Annotated in this window: 12 protein-coding genes and 1 pseudogene; 1 reads left to right on the forward strand and 12 read right to left on the reverse strand. The window is 55.4% G+C overall.

The window, feature by feature from the left end; genetic code table 11:
- Nucleotides 1–9: 9 nt before the first annotated feature.
- The 8 genes from nhaD to BMY63_RS01745 form a co-directional block, all read right to left on the reverse strand.
- On the reverse strand, nucleotides 10–1404 hold the full coding sequence (gene nhaD, locus BMY63_RS01710) for a sodium:proton antiporter NhaD (RefSeq protein WP_091914293.1): 1395 nt from the start codon (nucleotides 1402–1404) through the stop codon (nucleotides 10–12).
- A 2-nt stretch (nucleotides 1405–1406) separates the two neighbouring features.
- Nucleotides 1407–2972, reverse strand: coding sequence for an ATP-binding protein (locus tag BMY63_RS01715; protein WP_091914295.1), 1566 nt, complete (start codon nucleotides 2970–2972; stop codon nucleotides 1407–1409).
- Nucleotides 2973–3097: 125 nt separating this feature from the next.
- Complete coding sequence (nqrF, locus tag BMY63_RS01720; RefSeq protein WP_091914297.1) at nucleotides 3098–4366, reverse strand: NADH:ubiquinone reductase (Na(+)-transporting) subunit F; 1269 nt, start codon at nucleotides 4364–4366, stop codon at nucleotides 3098–3100.
- 8 nt (nucleotides 4367–4374) lie between these two features.
- Nucleotides 4375–5001 carry an NADH:ubiquinone reductase (Na(+)-transporting) subunit E gene (nqrE, locus tag BMY63_RS01725; RefSeq protein WP_091899442.1) on the reverse strand — a complete coding sequence of 209 codons (627 nt, stop codon included), beginning with the start codon at nucleotides 4999–5001 and terminating at the stop codon, nucleotides 4375–4377.
- Between the two features lie 3 nt (nucleotides 5002–5004).
- Nucleotides 5005–5628: an NADH:ubiquinone reductase (Na(+)-transporting) subunit D gene (locus BMY63_RS01730; protein ID WP_091914299.1), complete on the reverse strand. Its 624-nt coding sequence runs from the start codon at nucleotides 5626–5628 to the stop codon at nucleotides 5005–5007.
- 4 nt (nucleotides 5629–5632) lie between these two features.
- Nucleotides 5633–6295: an FMN-binding protein gene (locus BMY63_RS01735; RefSeq protein ID WP_091914301.1), complete on the reverse strand. Its 663-nt coding sequence runs from the start codon at nucleotides 6293–6295 to the stop codon at nucleotides 5633–5635.
- Nucleotides 6296–6315: 20 nt separating this feature from the next.
- On the reverse strand, nucleotides 6316–7476 hold the full coding sequence (locus tag BMY63_RS01740; RefSeq protein ID WP_091914303.1) for an NADH:ubiquinone reductase (Na(+)-transporting) subunit B: 1161 nt from the start codon (nucleotides 7474–7476) through the stop codon (nucleotides 6316–6318).
- 28 nt (nucleotides 7477–7504) lie between these two features.
- A complete protein-coding gene (locus BMY63_RS01745; protein WP_091914305.1) occupies nucleotides 7505–8848 on the reverse strand; it encodes a Na(+)-translocating NADH-quinone reductase subunit A in 1344 nt (447 codons plus the stop codon).
- Between the two features lie 198 nt (nucleotides 8849–9046).
- Between BMY63_RS01745 and BMY63_RS01750 the strand changes: the two genes are divergently transcribed.
- On the forward strand, nucleotides 9047–13663 hold the full coding sequence (locus BMY63_RS01750; protein ID WP_091914307.1) for a translocation/assembly module TamB domain-containing protein: 4617 nt from the start codon (nucleotides 9047–9049) through the stop codon (nucleotides 13661–13663).
- Between the two features lie 207 nt (nucleotides 13664–13870).
- Here the strand turns inward: BMY63_RS01750 and BMY63_RS01755 are convergent, their stop codons facing one another.
- From BMY63_RS01755 to BMY63_RS01765, 4 genes and pseudogenes are all read right to left on the reverse strand, one after another.
- Nucleotides 13871–14788, reverse strand: a complete 918-nt coding sequence (locus BMY63_RS01755; protein WP_091899448.1) for a DMT family transporter — start codon at nucleotides 14786–14788, stop codon at nucleotides 13871–13873.
- A 3-nt stretch (nucleotides 14789–14791) separates the two neighbouring features.
- Nucleotides 14792–15571 (reverse strand): tRNA pseudouridine(38-40) synthase TruA, encoded by a 780-nt coding sequence (gene truA / locus BMY63_RS12430; protein ID WP_256218927.1) that lies wholly within the window; start codon nucleotides 15569–15571, stop codon nucleotides 14792–14794.
- 30 nt (nucleotides 15572–15601) lie between these two features.
- A pseudogene (locus BMY63_RS12435) lies at nucleotides 15602–16075 on the reverse strand (NUDIX domain-containing protein); the annotation flags it as partial.
- Nucleotides 16029–17294 (reverse strand): DegT/DnrJ/EryC1/StrS family aminotransferase, encoded by a 1266-nt coding sequence (locus BMY63_RS01765; RefSeq protein ID WP_091914937.1) that lies wholly within the window; start codon nucleotides 17292–17294, stop codon nucleotides 16029–16031. The pseudogene BMY63_RS12435 and the gene BMY63_RS01765, both read right to left, overlap by 47 nt.

Genomic DNA, 17294 nt, shown 5'->3' on the forward strand with positions numbered 1-17294 from the left:
ATATATGTTTTAGTTATACAAATACAATTCCAACCACAAGACACCCAGTCCGATGAGCCATCCCGTCAGCACCTTCAGTGTCAGGTTCTTCATATACCATCCCACGCGGATATGCTCCATCTTCATCAGGGCCACACCACTGATGGAGCCGATGGACAGCAGACAACCGCCGACGGCCGTCGTATAGGCGATGATCTTCCAGTAGGCACCGTTGGCGATGAAGTTTCCGATATAGTCGCCCGGCAGTGCCCCTCGGATCACCGGATACAGTGAGATATCACTGATGGCGATGGTGAAGGAGTCGACCAAGGCACTGAGCAGACCGGAGACGATACCCAGGATCCACACGCTGTGCACGTTCTCGTTCATCCATGCCGACACATCATCGAACACACCCGTCTCCGTGACCACACCCATACCCAGCATGATACCCATGATGAAGAGCATCTGCTGCAGCGAACCGTACTGGAGCGCACGGGGTGTCAGGCGTTGCGACATCTGGTCGGCGTTCATCAGCTTACGGTTCATCACCTCGTTGATCACCCAGAGCACGCTCAGCACACAGAGGGCACCTAAGAACGGCGACAGCTTCGTGATATTATGGAAGGTCGGGATGAACCACAGACCACCGATGCCCACGAACAGCATCACCACACGCTGCCAGGGTTTCAGGTTTGTGTCGTCACCCCGGTAAGGCATCGGCGACCACTGCGTGTCGAGCCTTTCCGGCAGCTCACGGTTGATGAGGATGGTCGGCACCACCCATGCCACGATGGCCGGAAGAGCCATATACGACGTGAAGTTCGTGGCAGTCACGGCACCGTCGCCCCAGAGGAGCAGGCCCGTCGGATCACCGATGACGGTGAAACAACCGCCACAGTTGGCTGCGATCACGATGGCACATCCTATCAGCATCCGCTGCCGACGGTTCTGTACGATCGAGTGCATGATGACCAGCATCATCGTCGCCGTGGTCAGGTTATCCAGATTGGCCGACACGATAAAGGTGGCGAAGGTGATCGTCCACAGCAGTCGTTTGGAGTTGCGCGTCCTGATCCAGGAGGTCACGAAGTCGAAACAGCCGTTGTTGTTCAAGATCTCGATGATGCTCATCGTGGCAAGCAGGAACATCACGATGCTCGCAGCATTACCCACGTAATAGAGGAAGATATTGTCGTAGATATAACTCTTCGCCGTCTCACTCGTCGGGTCGGCACCCGCCAAGTAGTCGATATAGTCCAGGGAATGCTGTGCCATGACAAAGTCGGTGCCATAGCAGATATACAACACCCATCCCACGGTTCCGATGAACATGGCGATGGCAGACTTGTTCACACCGGTCAGATGTCCCGTGCCGATCAGCACGTACCCCAGCAATAGCAATATTACAATTATCAGCGTCATTTTTACGATAGTATTTTTACGGGGGCCCGGAACCAAACCACGGTTCCTCGCCCATCCTCCTCATTATCCTTGGCTCCAATCGTTCCACCCATCTTGTCTATCACAGCCTTACAGATGCTCAGTCCCAGTCCGGGCGTCTTCTCCTGAAGGTAGGTGTTCTTATCCGACAACAAGGCGAAGATATTCTCCTTGAGTTCCTCTGGCAGTCCGCAACCGGTGTCCTTCACCTCCACGGACAGACCGTCGTCCTTCACGTCATAGCTCAGCGTCACCTTCCCCTCCTCCGTATGCTGTTGGGCGTTCTCCAGCAGATGCATGGTCACCATTCGCAACAGCTTGGGGTCGATCATCACACGGACACCGCTCACCGCCGCGTTCACGTCGAGCGTCACGCCCTCGGCCAACTGTGTCCGGGTCTCCTCCGCATAGTCGTTCATCACCTGGTCGATATCCACCTCCTGCGGGTCGAAGAGATGGTCATTCTCCTCAATATCCGACAGCAACAGCAGCTCGTTGATGAGATGAAGCAGTTGCAGTCCGTTACCGTTAATCAGATTCATCAACTGCGCCTTCTCATCCTCCGGCATCTCCCCGTCGGGTGTCGTCATCAACAGGTCCGAGAAACCGATGATGGCGTTCAGCGGTGTCCGCAGGGCATGACTGATATTACTCAGGAAGAGCCCCTTCAGCTGTTCACTCTTCTTGGCACGTTCCATCTCCCGCAGAATCCGTCGGCGGTTGAGGAGCAGCACGTAGATCATCAGGAGCGAGAGCAGGAGCAGCAGGATACCGATGAGGAACCACACCCATGTCGGGATGATATTCGTGTCGAAACTCGTCTTGATCCGACCGTACACGGCCTCCGTCACACCGTCGGCCTCCATCTTGTCCAACTCCTTGTCAATGGCTTCTATCAGACGCTTGTCGGAGCTCACGTAACAGTACTCTCGTGGTCCAAGCGTCAGATCGGCGCTCGCCAGGTTGTTCAGGTGGTTCTGTTCGATCATGAACTGGGCCTGGAAACGGAAACAGATCACCCCGTCGTAACTGCCCGAGGCCAACTCAAACAGAGCTCGTCTCAGGTCCTTCACCACCACCGGATTGGCACCAGCTTTGGTCAACGTATCGACGACAGGCTGCGACTCCATCAGGGCGATGGTCTTACCGTTCACGCTACGCAGTCCGTCTCTGTTTTGCTCCTCCCCTTTCCGGTACACGATCTGGTAGTACAGCCGGAACACGGCCTGCGAGTAGTTGGTCAGATTCTTCCGGTTCGGCGAGTAGAGCATCATGGCCAGTCCCACTCGGTTGTTCACCACATCATCCACAATGGTCTCCCAGTTGTCCGGCTTGTATTCGAAGGGGATATCCAACCGGTTCATCAACACCTTCGTGAAGTCGAGATCAAGTCCATGGGGCTCACCCCTCATATCCACCATCTGCAGGGGCGCATAGTCCAGGTCGATGGAGAAAAAGAGCGGGTTGTCTTTCGTATAACCAAGATTGTCGGCGCTTACCGGAAAGGCAAGTGCCAGCATAAAAAGGATACAACTCAGTCTTAGCTTCATATTGGCAACGGTTTCAAGCTTAAGGCTTGAATGGGGACAAAGATACGAAAAAAGTCTGTAATCACCAAACTTTTTGGCTGAAAGAAAAAATCCCCCGACGTAACCGTCAGGGGATTAGGGTTTATTTAGCCTCCGAAATTATCGTACATGATCGACTCCGGATCGACACCGAGACTGTCGAGCATTGAGACGACGGCGGCCGACATCGGTCCAGGACCGCACATGTAGTACTCCACATCCTCCGGAGCCTCGTGATCCTTCAGGTAGGTGTTGAGCATCACCTGATGGACGAAGCCCGGCGTGTACTTCACCCCGGCAGCATCGGCAGCGGGATCCGGACGGTCGAGCGCCAGATGGAAGTGGAAGTTCGGGTATTCCTTCTCCAGTCCGAGGAAGTCGTCCAGGTAGAACACCTCGTTGAGCGCACGTGCACCATAGAAATAATGCATCTCGCGATCGGTGGTGTGAAGGGTCTTCGTCATATGCATGATCTGAGCACGCAACGGAGCCATACCGGCACCTCCGCCGACCCATATCATCTCCTTCTTCGAGTCGAAGTGCGGGTGGAAGTCACCGAACGGTCCCGACATGATCACCTTATCACCAGGCTTCAGCGAGAAGATATACGACGAGGCGATACCCGGGTTCACATCCATGAATCCGCTACGGTCGGCCTTGAACGGCGGTGTAGCGATACGCACGGTGAGCATGAACACGTCGCCCTCTGCCGGATAGTTGGCCATCGAGTAAGCACGGATGGTAGGCTCGGGGTTCTTACACTTCAAGGGGAACAGACCGAACTTCTCCCATGACGGCAGATACTCGTCACCGATAAGCGACTTGTCAAAGTCCTTATCATAGTCGATGCAGTCGAAGGCAGGGATCTTGATCTGGGCGTAAGAGCCTGGCAGGAAGTCCATATGGGCACCGGCAGGCAACTGCACCTTGAACTCCTTGATAAACGTAGCCACGTTCTTATTGGAGATCACCGTACACTCATATTCCTTTACACCGAGGATGCTCTCATCGACATGGATCTTCAGATCACCCTTCACCTTACACTGACATCCCAGACGCCAGTGGTTCTTAATTTCCTTACGTGAGAAATGGGGCTTCTCCGAGTCGAGGATCTCACCGCCGCCCTCGAGCACCTGTACCTTACACTGACCGCAGCTGGCCTTACCGCCACAGGCTGAGGGCAGGAAGATACCGTTCTCGTTGAGTGTCGCCATCAGGTTGTTTCCCTGGGCCACACTGATGGTACGGTCGCCGTTAATCTCAATATTCACATTACCGCTGGGACTCAGATACTTCTTGGCCACCAGCAGGATAATCACCAAGAGGAGTATGACCAACAGGAAGACTCCTATGCTGTATGAAATGAATTGTATCATATGCCGTTTTAGATATTAAGTCCAGAGAAACACATCATCGCCATGGCCATAAGACCGACGGTAATAAACACGATACCGAGACCCTGCAGGGGCTTAGGCACATCCGAGTACTGCATCTTCTCACGGATGGCACCCAGCGCCACGATGGCGAGCGTCCAACCGAGACCCGAACCGAAGCCGTACACCATCGCATCCCAGATGGAGGTGATGGCCTGAGAGTTGGTCGGCTCCATGAGGATACGCTGCTGCATGAATAGCGAGGCACCCATGATGGCACAGTTCACGGCGATCAGCGGCAGGAAGATACCCAGTGCGGCATAGAGCGACGGCGAGTATTTCTCGACGGTCATCTCTACGAGCTGCACCATACCGGCAATCACGGCAATGAAGAGGATAAACGACAGGTAGCTCAGGTCAACACCTTCTGCGAGGCAGTCGGGACCCAGCACCTTGGTCTGCAACAGATAGTTCACAGGCACGGTGACGGTGAGCACGAAGGTCACAGCCAGTCCGAGGCCCAACGAGGTCTTCACGGTCTTCGACACAGCCAGATAAGAGCACATGCCCAGGAAGAAGGCGAAGATCATATTGTCGACGAAGATCGACCTGAATAGTAATGATATTGCGTGTTCCATATCTTATTTCTCCTTATAAAAATAGGCACGATGCACCCAGATGACACATCCCACGAGGATCAGTGCCATGGCCGGCATCGTCATCATACCGTTGTTCATATATCCGAAATCATAGGCGCAGTCGGGAATGATCTGGAAGCCCAGCAGACTGCCACGGCCTAAGAACTCACGCACAGCACCGACGATCACGAGGATCATCGCATAGCCGAGACCGTTACCCACACCGTCGAGGAACGACGGCCAGGGCTTGTTCTGCATGGCGAACGCCTCCAGACGACCCATCAGGATACAGTTGGTGATGATCAGACCGACATACACGCTCAACTGTACGCTCACATCGTAGGCGAAAGCCTTCAGGATCTGCGACACGATGGTCACGAGCGCAGCCACCACGACCAACTGCACCACGATACGGATGCGGTTAGGGATGGTGTTGCGGATAATCGAGATGATCACGTTCGAGAATGCCGTGATCACCGTGACGGCCAGACCCATCACGATGGCAGGCTTCAGCTGTGAGGTCACAGCCAGTGCCGAGCAGATACCCAGCACCTGACCCAGAATAGGATGGTCTACGTTTAACGGGTTTGTGAAAACCTCCTTATTTTGCTTACTGAATAATGCCATAGTTTTATTCCTCCACTACTTTAGTTGAATCAGTATTTGCAACAGTCTCGAGCATTCTGCCGACAGCGTATATTTGGAAACCCTTCAGGCCATCCTTCAGCATAGCATCAACACCGTTCGAAGTCAGCGTAGCACCAGTCACGCAGTCAACCTGTGTCTCAGGATTGTCCACCTTCTTCACGACAGAGAGCAACACGTTGCCCTGCTCATCCCAGATCTGCTTGCCGATGAATTTCTCCTGCCAGGCCTGAGAGTCCTTGATTTCAGCACCCAGACCAGCGGTCTCACCTTCGTGGTTGAAGTAAGCACCGAAGACCTTACCTTCTGGGTCGATGGCCAGATAACCGCTGATGCCGCCCCAAAGGCCCATACCTTTCAGACTAACCACAGCCACATCCTTGCCATCAATCTGGCACTCATAGAGCTTCTGACCGTTCTCTTCGTCGGTCTTCTCGGCCTTCACCACCTCGGCATACTTGGCCTCGGCCTCGGCACCGTCAAGGTTACGGATGTTCAGCGAGTAGAGGATCTGTTTCTTCACGTCAAGGGCGACGTTCGCATCCTGCATAGGCTTCAGTGCCTTATAGACAAAGGCCAGCAGGAAGGCGACGATCACCACCAGTATCGCACTATATATGATAATGTACGAATTCGAGTTTGTATTCATTTTCATATCTACTTCCCTCCTTACTCCTTTACACCTTTACTTCTGTTCAATCGCTTCGAGATATTACGCTCCACCACGAAGTGGTCGATCATCGGAGCGAACATGTTACCAAAGAAGATGGCGAGCATCATACCCTCGGGATAACCGGCGTTCATCACACGGATGATGATAGCCATCGCACCGATCAGGAAGCCGTAGATATACTGACCGCAGGTCGTACGACAAGAGGTCACGGGGTCGGTAGCCATGAACACGGCACCGAAGGCGAAGCCACCGAGTACGAAATGATGCCACCACTCGATCGACTGACCGGTCGTCTGGAAGATGAAGGCCAGCACGCCACCACCTACGAACACGCTCAGCATGGTGCGCCATGAGGCGATGCCCGTCCAGAGCAACAGGATAGCGCCCAGGGCGATGGCAAACAGGGAGGTCTCACCAATAGAACCGGGGATGAAGCCACAGATCATATCACAGATGGAAGCATCGGGAGCGATGCCCTGACCGATCTGTCCGAGTGGTGTGGCAGCGGTGAAGCCGTCGGGCAGTGTGTTACCCAAACCGAAAATCGAGTCCTGAGCCACCCAGACGGTGTCACCCGTCATCTTCGACGGATAGGCGAAGAACAGGAACATACGGGCTGCGATGGCCGGGTTGAAGATGTTCATGCCCGTACCACCGAAGATCTCCTTACAGAAGATCACACTGAAGGCGCAGGCCAGAGCCAGCATCCACAGCGGACAACCGATAGGCACGATCAACGGGATCAGGATACCCGACACCAGATAACCCTCCTGGATCTCCTCACCTTTCCACTGGGCCCATGCAAACTCAATGCCGAGACCGACGATGTAGCTGACCAGGATCTTGGGCAGGACTGCCAGGAAACCGAAGAAGAACACCTCCAGGAAGCTGGCCGATGCCAGTGTTCCGGCAGCAAGGTAGTTCTGGTAACCGATATTATACATACCAAACAGCATGGCAGGCATCAGAGCGAGCACCACCATACTCATAATACGCTTCGAGTCGATGGCGTCGTGGATATTCACGCCAGTCTTCGCCGTGTCATTAGGCACGTAAAGGAAGGTCTCAAAGCCGTCGAACACCGAACGGAAGGCATGTAGCTTGCCACCCTCTTCGAAGTTCGGTTTGATCTTATTGAGATAATTTCTTAAATTCATATATCAACTCCTATTAACTACCTTTCTTTTATGCGTTCTCTTTACGCAAGATATTCAGTCCTTCACGCACGATGCGCTGCAGTTCCAGCTTCGAGCTGTCAACGAACTCCGCCAGGGCGAAGTCCTCTGGACTCACCTCATAGATACCCAGCGCCTCCTGACGGTCGATATCACCGGCGATGATGGCCTTGACCAGATACTCGCCATAGATATCCATCGGCAGCACCTTGTCGTACTCACCACTCATGATGATATGACGCTGACCACCTTTCACACGGGCATCCAGCGCATAGCTTTTCTGACCCAACAGCCAAGAGAAATAGCTGCGGTTCACAGAGAACTGCTTGAAGCGCGGCAGGATCCAACCCAACAGCTCGTCGGCGTCGTCACCCTCGGGAATCACTGTGATCTCAGAGGTGTGGGCACCCAGATAACCGTCCTTGGTCGTCACACGACCCGTCAGCACATTACCGTTGATGATACGTACGCTCTTCGTGGCGTCATAACTGTTGCTCAGGAGTGTGGCGAGCTCCTCACCCACCAGCATATCGACATAGGCGGGGTTTTTGACCTCACTACCGCAGAGGGCCACCGTGCGACGCAGATCGACCTTTCCGGTATTGAAGAGACGACCGATGAAGAGCACGACCGTCGGATCACCGATGGTCCACACCACCTCACCCTTGTTCACCGGGTCGAGATGGTTCACCTGAACACCCACGTTACCGGCAGGACACGGACCGTCGAACACGTTCACGTCGACATCCTTCATGCCCTCCAGGGCAGAGCCCACGCCCACGCCGAGATAGGTCTTGGCAATCTTCGAGAGGGCAGTCAGACCTGTCTGGAAGTCCGCCTCCTGACCCTTTACCTCATATTCAAAACTGGCAGCAAGCGGTTTGTCGCGCAGCGCAGATACAAAAATTGCCTTAGGCTGGACACTCGGGTTGGTTGAAACAGCATAAGGCAACTGGTCGATGTAACCGAAGATACCGGCTTCCAGCAACGCGTTGATCACTTGCTCGCCTATCATGGTGCCGACCTCCCGTTTGCCGAAGTCCGTAAACTCCTGCTGGGCATCCGCATCCACCTTCACGCAGAGCACTTTCCTACGCTCACCACGCACCACCTCACGGACCGTACCGCTGACAGGCGAGGCAAACTTCACTTCCGGATACTGTTTGTTTACAAACAAAGCATCCCCGGCCTTGACCTTATCACCCTCCTTGACTATCACCTTCGGAGTCACTCCCTCGAAATCATCCGGAACCAATGCGTACTTTCCGCTCGATTTCAACTGGATCTTCTTCTCCTCAGCCAGTCCTTTCAGGTTAATGTCCAAGCCTTTGCGTAACTTAATCACATTTGCCATTTATATAAAGTTTGATTGAATAGTCGCTCAAATGCGCTTGCAAAATTAATAATAATTAGGTATAAAATGAGCAAAAAACAACAGAAAAATGCGATTATACCGATAAATTGTCGTATTTTTGCAGAGTAATTCAGTCAAAGGGAAAATAATTGCCATATCTGACTGACAAAATATAGAAACCCACCAGGACAGATCCACGTGAAAGTTCTCAAACGACTTGTCAGTATAGCCATCTGGAGCATCATCGCCATCAACCTGATGCTCCTGGGCGTGTCGCACCTGCCAGCAGCCCAACGGTACATCGGTTCGAAAGTGTCCGAGGTGCTTGGGGAGAAGTTGGGCACCCAGGTGTCCGTGGGCCGTGTCGACCTGGGTTTCCTCAACCGTATGATCATCGACGACGTGCTGATCTACGACCAGCAGCAGAAGGAGATGCTCCGTGTGGCCCGTCTGTCGGCCAAGGTCGAGCTCATGCCACTCACCGAAGGACGAATCTCCATCTCGTCGGCACAGTTGTTCGGTGCCCGTGCCCGTCTGTACCGGAAGGATGCGCAGTCGAAGCCCAACTACCAGTTCGTGCTCGACTCCCTGGCATCGAAGGATACGACCACCCATACGCCCCTCGACCTGAAGATCAACTCGTTCATCATGCGCCGTTCCAGTGTGGCGTACGACGAATATGATGTCGCCCCGACACACGGGCGCTTCAACCCGCACCACCTGTATCTGAGTGATATCAGTGCCTATATCAGTCTGAAGGCCCTGACCGACGACTCCCTGCACGTGAACGTGAGACGACTGGGGTTCAAGGAGCAGTCGGGACTGGAGGTCAATCGTCTGACCTTCCATCTCGAGGCCGGTCAGCAGTCGGCCTCTCTGGAGGATTTCCTGTTGGAGATGCCCAGCTCGCGCCTGCAGATCGACACCCTCAAAGCCACCTACCGCCTATCCCCCACAGCGTCCAAAGCCACGGGCCAGACATCACCCCACACCACGGTCCCTGAGCCTGTCGAAGGGCAAACCGTGGCGGATGCTTCGACAAGCTCAGCAACCGCACCACAAAAAATGGGCTCAGCAACCGCATTGTCCAAATCGACCGCCCGTCCACATCACTCCACGCCACGGTCCCCACATCACTCCACGCCACGGTCCCTGAGCCTGTCGAAGGGCACGTTGGCCTTCCATGGCGGCATTAAGAACTCCTTCATAACCCCCTCAGACCTAAGATGTTTCAATCCCTCACTCAAGAACTTCCAGAGAGAGATATACATCGAGACACAGGTACATGGTACCGACACCCACCTGACAGTCCCCTCCCTCCAGTTGTTCACCCAGGAGAAGGATATCGACATCGATGTCAACGGCTGGATAGAGCACTGGCAGAAGCAACCCGCCTGGCATCTGCAGATGGACAGGATCGCCTGCTCGGAATATAGTCTGGACTTCCTTGCTAAGACCTTCCCCCAACTGCCTCAGGAGATCAAGCGTATTGGCAGTCTGCGGATGAACGGCACCTTCGACCGCAACCAACAAGGGACGACAGCGCTGAAGAGCATCGTCAACTCCGGTGCGGGCGATGTCGACATGCAGTTCACGATGACCGCCGACCGTTCCTTCGACGGAAAGATACATACCGACGGACTCCAGCTCCAGCGCCTGTTGGCCGACGAGGCCTTCGGCATCCTCGCCACACAGATCGACGTCAAAGGTCGGTTGTACGACAAGCAGAAGCCCGACATCACCGTCAATGGTCTCATCGACCAACTGGAGTATAACCACTATACCTATAATCATATCACCATCGACGGCACCTACCAGCAGGGCGCTGTGAACGGCACCTTTAACATTGCCGACCCGAACATCGTGGCCCAGCTGAGTGGTGAGCTGACCGAGGGGCTCTTCGACGGCTCTTCGGTCAAGGCCAAGAAGGTAAAGGTTGAAGGGGCAGTCACACGCTTCGTACCCGCGGCCGTCGGACTGGCCGACTGGGGCACGACGGAGGTGTCGGCGACCATCGATGCCGACTTCACCGCCCATACCATCAACGACGCACAAGGTAGTCTGCACATCCGCGACTTCACCATGACAGGCACGGAGAATGCCGCACCCTACCGACTCGACCACCTGACCGTCACGTCGGGCTACGACGGGGGCATCCACTTCGTATCGCTGAAGAGCGACTTCGCCGACGCGGAACTGAAGGGCTACTTCGACTACAAGACGCTCGCACAGAGCGTCACCAACTATGTGGGCTCCAAGCTCCCCACCCTGCCGGGCCTGCCCGTCACACGTCAGAAGACCGACAATAACTTCAGTCTCTCGCTCCTGATGACGAAGTCCGACTGGCTGCAACGGTTCTTCGGTGTCGATCTCCAGCTCACCCGTCCGCTGTCCCTGACCGCCCAGATGAACGACCGTACCAAGGAGATCAACCTCGACGGTACGCTGCCGGCCTTCGCCTATAACGGGGCCCGCTACTCCGACGGTATGATCCGCATCACCTCCCCCGCCGACACGATGAAATGCGACGTGAAGGTGAAGAAGCACCAGGACGACGGTGACATCCAGAGCATCCACCTGCAGGCCGATGCCCATCAGAACGAGATCATCGCCTCCCTCGACTGGGACAATCATAACCTCGAGAAACGGATGAGCGGTCAACTGAACAGCATCATCAGTCTCTACCAGAACATCGACAACAAGTCCGAAGCGCATGTCCGCATCCTGCCGTCACATGTCATCCTGAACAACGGCACCTGGACGGTGGAGCCGTCGGACATCCTCTATGCACAGAACCACCTGCTGGTCGACCACTTCGCTGTGAACCGCGGTCAACAGCATATCATCATCGACGGCACCGCCTCGAAACACAGCAGCGACGTGCTCACCGTCGACCTCAACGAGGTGGAGGTGGGCTATATCCTCGACCTCGTCAACTTCCACGCTGTGGAGTTCAACGGTAAGGCTACCGGTCGGGCGCAGATCTCATCGGCGTTCGGCGACTTCGCCGCTAACGCAGACCTGACGGTCGACGAGTTTAAGTTCGAGCAAGGACGCATGGGCGTGCTACACGCACAGACGACCTGGAACCAGGAGAAACAGCAGATCGACATCCATGCCGTGGCCGACGACGGACCTGAGGCCAAGACGCATATCAACGGCTTCGTGTCGCCGACCCATAACACCATCGACCTCGCCATCCGTGCCGACGGCACCTATATCGAGTTCATGCATAACTTCACGAAGAGCTTCCTGAGTCATATCACAGGACATGCCGACGGTGAGGTGCGTCTGGCCGGCACGCTCGACAACATCAACCTGACCGGTCAACTGGTGGTCGACGGTGAGGCCTCTGTCACACCACTCAACACCACCTACCAGCTGCGCCGCGACACGGTGGTCATGATCCCCGACGAGATCGAGCTGCGCCACATGCCGCTCTACGACCGTGACGGACATACCGGCTACCTCTCCGGCGGTATCCACCACCAGCACCTGACGAACCTGAGCTACGACCTGTCGGTAGAGGCCAATAACCTGTTGGCCTACGACTTCAACGACTTCGGCGAGAACACGTTCTACGGTACTGTCTATGCCACGGGCGACGTGGCCATCCATGGACGTTCCAACGAGGTGGTCATCGACTGTAATGTCACCCCGCAGCGGAACTCCGTCTTCGTCTATAACGCCGCCAACCCCGATGCCATCTCCAGTCAGGAGTTCATCGAATGGGTGACAGCCCCCGACTCCACGGCCACCCAGACCGCCAAGAGCACCAGTGTACCCAACCGGGCCACTGACACCGATATCTATATCAATTTCCTGATTAATGCCACCCCGGCGGCCACCCTCCGTCTGCTGATGGATGCCACCACGAAGGATTATATCACGCTCAACGGCGACGGTACCATCCGTGCCACCTTCCATGATAAGGGCGCCTTCAACATGTTCGGCACCTACACCGTGGACCACGGTACCTACGGCATCACGATACAAAACATCATCAAGAAGAACTTCACCTTCAACCGCGGCGGCACGATCGTCTTCGGTGGTGACCCCTATCAGGCTGCACTGAACCTGCAGGCGGTCTATCCCGTCAACGGTGTCAGCCTCTCCGACCTGAATATCGGCAAAAGCTTCACGAACAACACCATCCGTGTGAACTGTCTGATGAATATCGGCGGTCAACCGGCGGCCCCGCAGGTGGACTTCGACCTGGAGATGCCGAACGTCAATGCCGACGAGCAACAGATGGTACGCTCCGTCATCAACGGTCAACAGGAGATGAACCAACAGGTGGTCTATCTGCTCGGCATCGGACGTTTCTACAACCAGGGCGTGAACAACAGCACCGGCAGTGAGCAGCCCGACCAGGCCTCACTGGCCATGCAGAGCTTCCTCTCCGGCACGCTCTCCACACAGATTAACACCTTGCTGAACCAGATCATCAAGAACGACAACTGGAATTTCGGTGCGAACATCTCCACTGGTAACGAGGGATGGCATAACGCCGAGTACGAGGGTATCATCAACGGTCGTATGCTCAACAACCGTCTGCTGTTCAACGGACAGTTCGGCTACCGTGACAATGCCACCCAGGCCAACCCGTCGTTCATCGGCGACTTCGACGTGCAGTACCTGCTCTACCCCAACGGCAACCTGGCCCTGAAGGTGTACAACCAGACCAACGACCGTTATTTCACCAAGTCGTCGCTCAACACCCAGGGCATCGGTCTCATCATGAAGAAAGACTTCAACGGACTCCGCGACCTCTTCACGATCAAGAAGAAGCGCAAGCACAAAGACAAGAAATAATAACTCCAGGTTTACCACTCCTCGGGGTCGTAGCCCGGTTTACTGGCCGCCAGCAACTGCGACGTCTGTCTCATTTCGTACACCTGCATGGCAGGCTTCATGTACTTAGGCTTCTCTTGTCTTGTTTTCATTGTTTTAAGTTTTATGTTGAATTTGGGTACAAAGATAAACAAAAAAAATCGAAGTGACCAAACATCAGCTAAACAACTATCGGCTACCGATATAGAGGAACACCATTCCAAGGAGTACCAGCGCCAGGTCGAAGGCCTTCGCCTTCAGGTTCTTCTCGTGGAAGAACAGGGCACCGAACATAAAGCTCACAATCACACTGCCGCGACGGATCATCGACACGATACTGATCATGGCCTCCGGCAGACTCAGCGAATAGAAATACATGAAGTCGGCGGTCGACAGAAAGAGACTCACGCCGAGGATCGACCACGACCAGTGGAACGGTGTCGTCTCCCCGTGTTTCGGCCACCAAAGCAGCCACAGCATCACACCCATCATCCCACACTGATAGATATTATACCACGACTGCACCATCATCCGGTCCAGTCCTACGCCCCCGCTCTCGGGCGGTGCCATCAGGAACTTATCATAGAGACCGCTGATAGCACCGAACACAGCCGCACCCACGATCATATAGATCCAGTGGTCGTGCTTGAAGTCGATGCCCTCCTTCTTACCGCTGCGACTCAGTAACAGGAACGAGGCGATGGCCAGTAACACACCGACCCACTGCCACAGGTTCAACCGCTCGCCGAACACCAGTAACGCACCCACCAGCACCATCACCGGTCGTGTCGCATTGATCGGGCCTACGATCGTCAGCGGCAGATGCTTCATACCGAAATAGCCCAGTATCCAACTCGACAGGACGATCAGGGCCTTCAACAGGATATAACGGTGCAGCTCCCAACCGCCGCTGGCCACATGGAACACCGTTCCGTCGAGCACCGTCGACGAACCGCTCAGGACGATAAAAGGAAGGAATATCAGTGATGAGAACAACGTGTTCAGGAACAGTACCGGAATCACCGCGTTCTCTCTCAACGCGTGTTTCTTAAACGAATCATAGCAGCCCAACAGTGCTGCCGACATAAATGCCAATATCAGCCACATACCTTAATACTCAACCTTCTCTAAGAACAGCGCATGCCCCGGCATGCTCTCTCCGGCCTCCGTGCGCCGCCGCCCCTCAATCACCTGTCGGAACTCCTCGATCGACAGTCGCCCGCGCCCCACATCGACCAGCGTACCCACCACGGCCCTCACCATGTTCCTCAGGAAGCGGTTGGCCGTGATCTCGAAGTACCAGCTGTCGGGCGATGTCTGATGCCACCGCGCGGCCGTCACCCGGCAGAGCGTCGTCTTCACGTCGGCACCGCTCTTGCAGAAGGCCCCGAAATCCTCATATTCCAGCAGCGTCTGAGCCGCCTCGTTCATTCGGTCGAAGTCGAGCGGGTAATGCAGCTCACAGGAGTAAGCCCTCAGGAACGGCTCCTTGACCGTGTGGATATAGTAATGGTAGGTACGAGACACCGCCGAGAAACGGGCGTGCATCTCATCCTCTACCGGTTCAATCTTCTGGATAGCGATATCATAAGGCAGCAGTCTGTTGAGCTTATACGCCAGTTGGTCGCAGTCGATCACCCCGCACCTGTAGTCGAAGTGGGCCACCATCATCCTGGCATGTACGCCGGCATCCGTCCGTCCGGCACCCGTCACCGCCACCGACTCCCGCAACAAGGTCGAGAGCGCCTGTTGCAAGCGCTCCTGCACCGACTCACCGTTCGGCTGTATCTGCCAACCGTGATAGCGTGTGCCGTCATAGCAGAGGGTGATGAAATAACGCTGTGTCTTCGGGAAGAACCGCTGGAACTCATTCTCGAAGTTCGGTGTCAGCACCCCTTTCCCGATGGTCTCGCGGATCTCCTGTACCGACCAGAACCGTCCACCGTCGAGCTCCTCCGACGGACAGACCGGACCGTCGTACACCGTACGGTGCACATACACCAGTTCCTTCTCCCGCTGACTCTCGAAGACATACATCCCCAACCGTTCCGGTACGAACGCCGTGATGCCCAGTTCCTCACGGACCTCACGCGTCAGTGCCTCCTCGGGCGTCTCACCATAGTCGATATGTCCGCCTACGGCCGTATCCCATTTCCCGGGCTGTATGTCCTTCCATGCCGGACGTTTCTGCAGGTACAGCTCCCCCTTGGAGTTGAACACATGCAGATGTACCACCGGGTGTAACAGTTTCGACCCGTCGTGACACTCGCCACGCGTGGCCGACCCGATCACCACCCCGTTCTCATCCACCAACGGAAACGTCTCCAACCGGTTGTCTTGCATCATCTTATCCCTCAATACTTGCCTTGATGCTGTCAACGATGTACCGCACATCCTCGTCGGAGACGTAAGGACCTGCCGGCAGACACATGCCCACCTTGAAGATGGCCTCACTGACCCCGTTCACGTAGGCCGGTGCCTCTTTGTAAACCGGTTGCTTGTGCATGGGCTTCCACACCGGTCGGGCCTCGATGCCCGCCTTGTCGAGCGCCATACGCATGGCCTCCACATTATCGTTAGGCTGACAGTCGGTCACAGCCACCGATGCCGTATGGATCACGCCGGCAGCACCGCCCACGGCCCCTGTCACCACTGTCTTATAAGCGTTCTCCTGTCCCTTCACCTTCAGCTCCGGATCGAGCGTGATGGTGCAGAGCCAGTAGTTCGAGTCGTAGTCGCCGTTGGCGGGCTGTCCATGTACGGTCACCCCCTTCACATCCTTCAGCAACGCCTCGTATAAGGCCTGCACATGCTGATGATGAGCGATATGATCCTGGACGATGGTCATCTGTCCACGTCCGATGCCGGCGCAGATGTTCGACATGCGGTAGTTATAGCCGATGGTCTCATGCTGGTAATACGGATAACTCTCACGTGCCTGCGTGGCCAACCACATCACCCGCTGCCAGGCCTCCTTGTCGGGACAGATCAAGGCACCGCCGCCAGAGGTCGTGATCATCTTATTACCATTGAACGACAGCACACCGTACGCACCAAACGTACCCAACACCCGTCCTTGGTAACGGGAACCGAAACCCTCCGCGGCATCCTCGATCACAGGGATCCCGTAGCGGTTGGCAACCTCCATGATACGGTCGGCCTGATAAGGCATACCATACAACGCCACCGGCACGATGGCCTTCGGCTTCTTACCCGTCTTCGCAATACGGTCTTTGATGGCCGTCTCCAACAGCTCCGGATCCATGTTCCACGTCTCCTTCTCAGAGTCGACGAACACCGGTGTGGCACCCAGGTACGTGACTGGATGCGACGAGGCGCAGAACGTGAAGCTCTGCACGATCACCTCGTCACCAGGTCCCACCCCACAGGCGATGAGTGCCAGGTGTATGGCTGCCGTACCTGCCGACAGTGCCACCACCTCCTTCTCCTGTCCTTCGGAGTTCACGAACGCCTTCAGGTCCTCCTCGAACCCGTTCACGTTCGGCCCGAGGGGCACCACCCAGTTGGTATCAAACGCCTCTTTGATATATTTCTGTTCCAGTCCGGCCTCACTCATATGAGCCAGACAGAGGTAGATTCTTTTATTTGCCAT

The organism is Prevotella aff. ruminicola Tc2-24 (assembly GCF_900110895.1).
In the GTDB taxonomy this organism is placed as follows: Bacteria; Bacteroidota; Bacteroidia; order Bacteroidales; family Bacteroidaceae; genus Prevotella.

Coding starts and splice junctions, on each gene's coding strand:
- nqrE (WP_091899442.1), bottom strand. CDS start 5,001: ATGGAACACGCAATATCATTACTATTCAGGTCGATCTTCGTCGACAAT.
- nhaD (WP_091914293.1), bottom strand. CDS start 1,404: ATGACGCTGATAATTGTAATATTGCTATTGCTGGGGTACGTGCTGATC.
- BMY63_RS01730 (WP_091914299.1), bottom strand. CDS start 5,628: ATGGCATTATTCAGTAAGCAAAATAAGGAGGTTTTCACAAACCCGTTA.
- nqrF (WP_091914297.1), bottom strand. CDS start 4,366: ATGATACAATTCATTTCATACAGCATAGGAGTCTTCCTGTTGGTCATA.
- BMY63_RS01735 (WP_091914301.1), bottom strand. CDS start 6,295: ATGAATACAAACTCGAATTCGTACATTATCATATATAGTGCGATACTG.
- BMY63_RS01745 (WP_091914305.1), bottom strand. CDS start 8,848: ATGGCAAATGTGATTAAGTTACGCAAAGGCTTGGACATTAACCTGAAA.
- BMY63_RS01755 (WP_091899448.1), bottom strand. CDS start 14,788: ATGTGGCTGATATTGGCATTTATGTCGGCAGCACTGTTGGGCTGCTAT.
- BMY63_RS01715 (WP_091914295.1), bottom strand. CDS start 2,972: ATGAAGCTAAGACTGAGTTGTATCCTTTTTATGCTGGCACTTGCCTTT.
- BMY63_RS01765 (WP_091914937.1), bottom strand. CDS start 17,294: ATGGCAAATAAAAGAATCTACCTCTGTCTGGCTCATATGAGTGAGGCC.
- BMY63_RS01740 (WP_091914303.1), bottom strand. CDS start 7,476: ATGAATTTAAGAAATTATCTCAATAAGATCAAACCGAACTTCGAAGAG.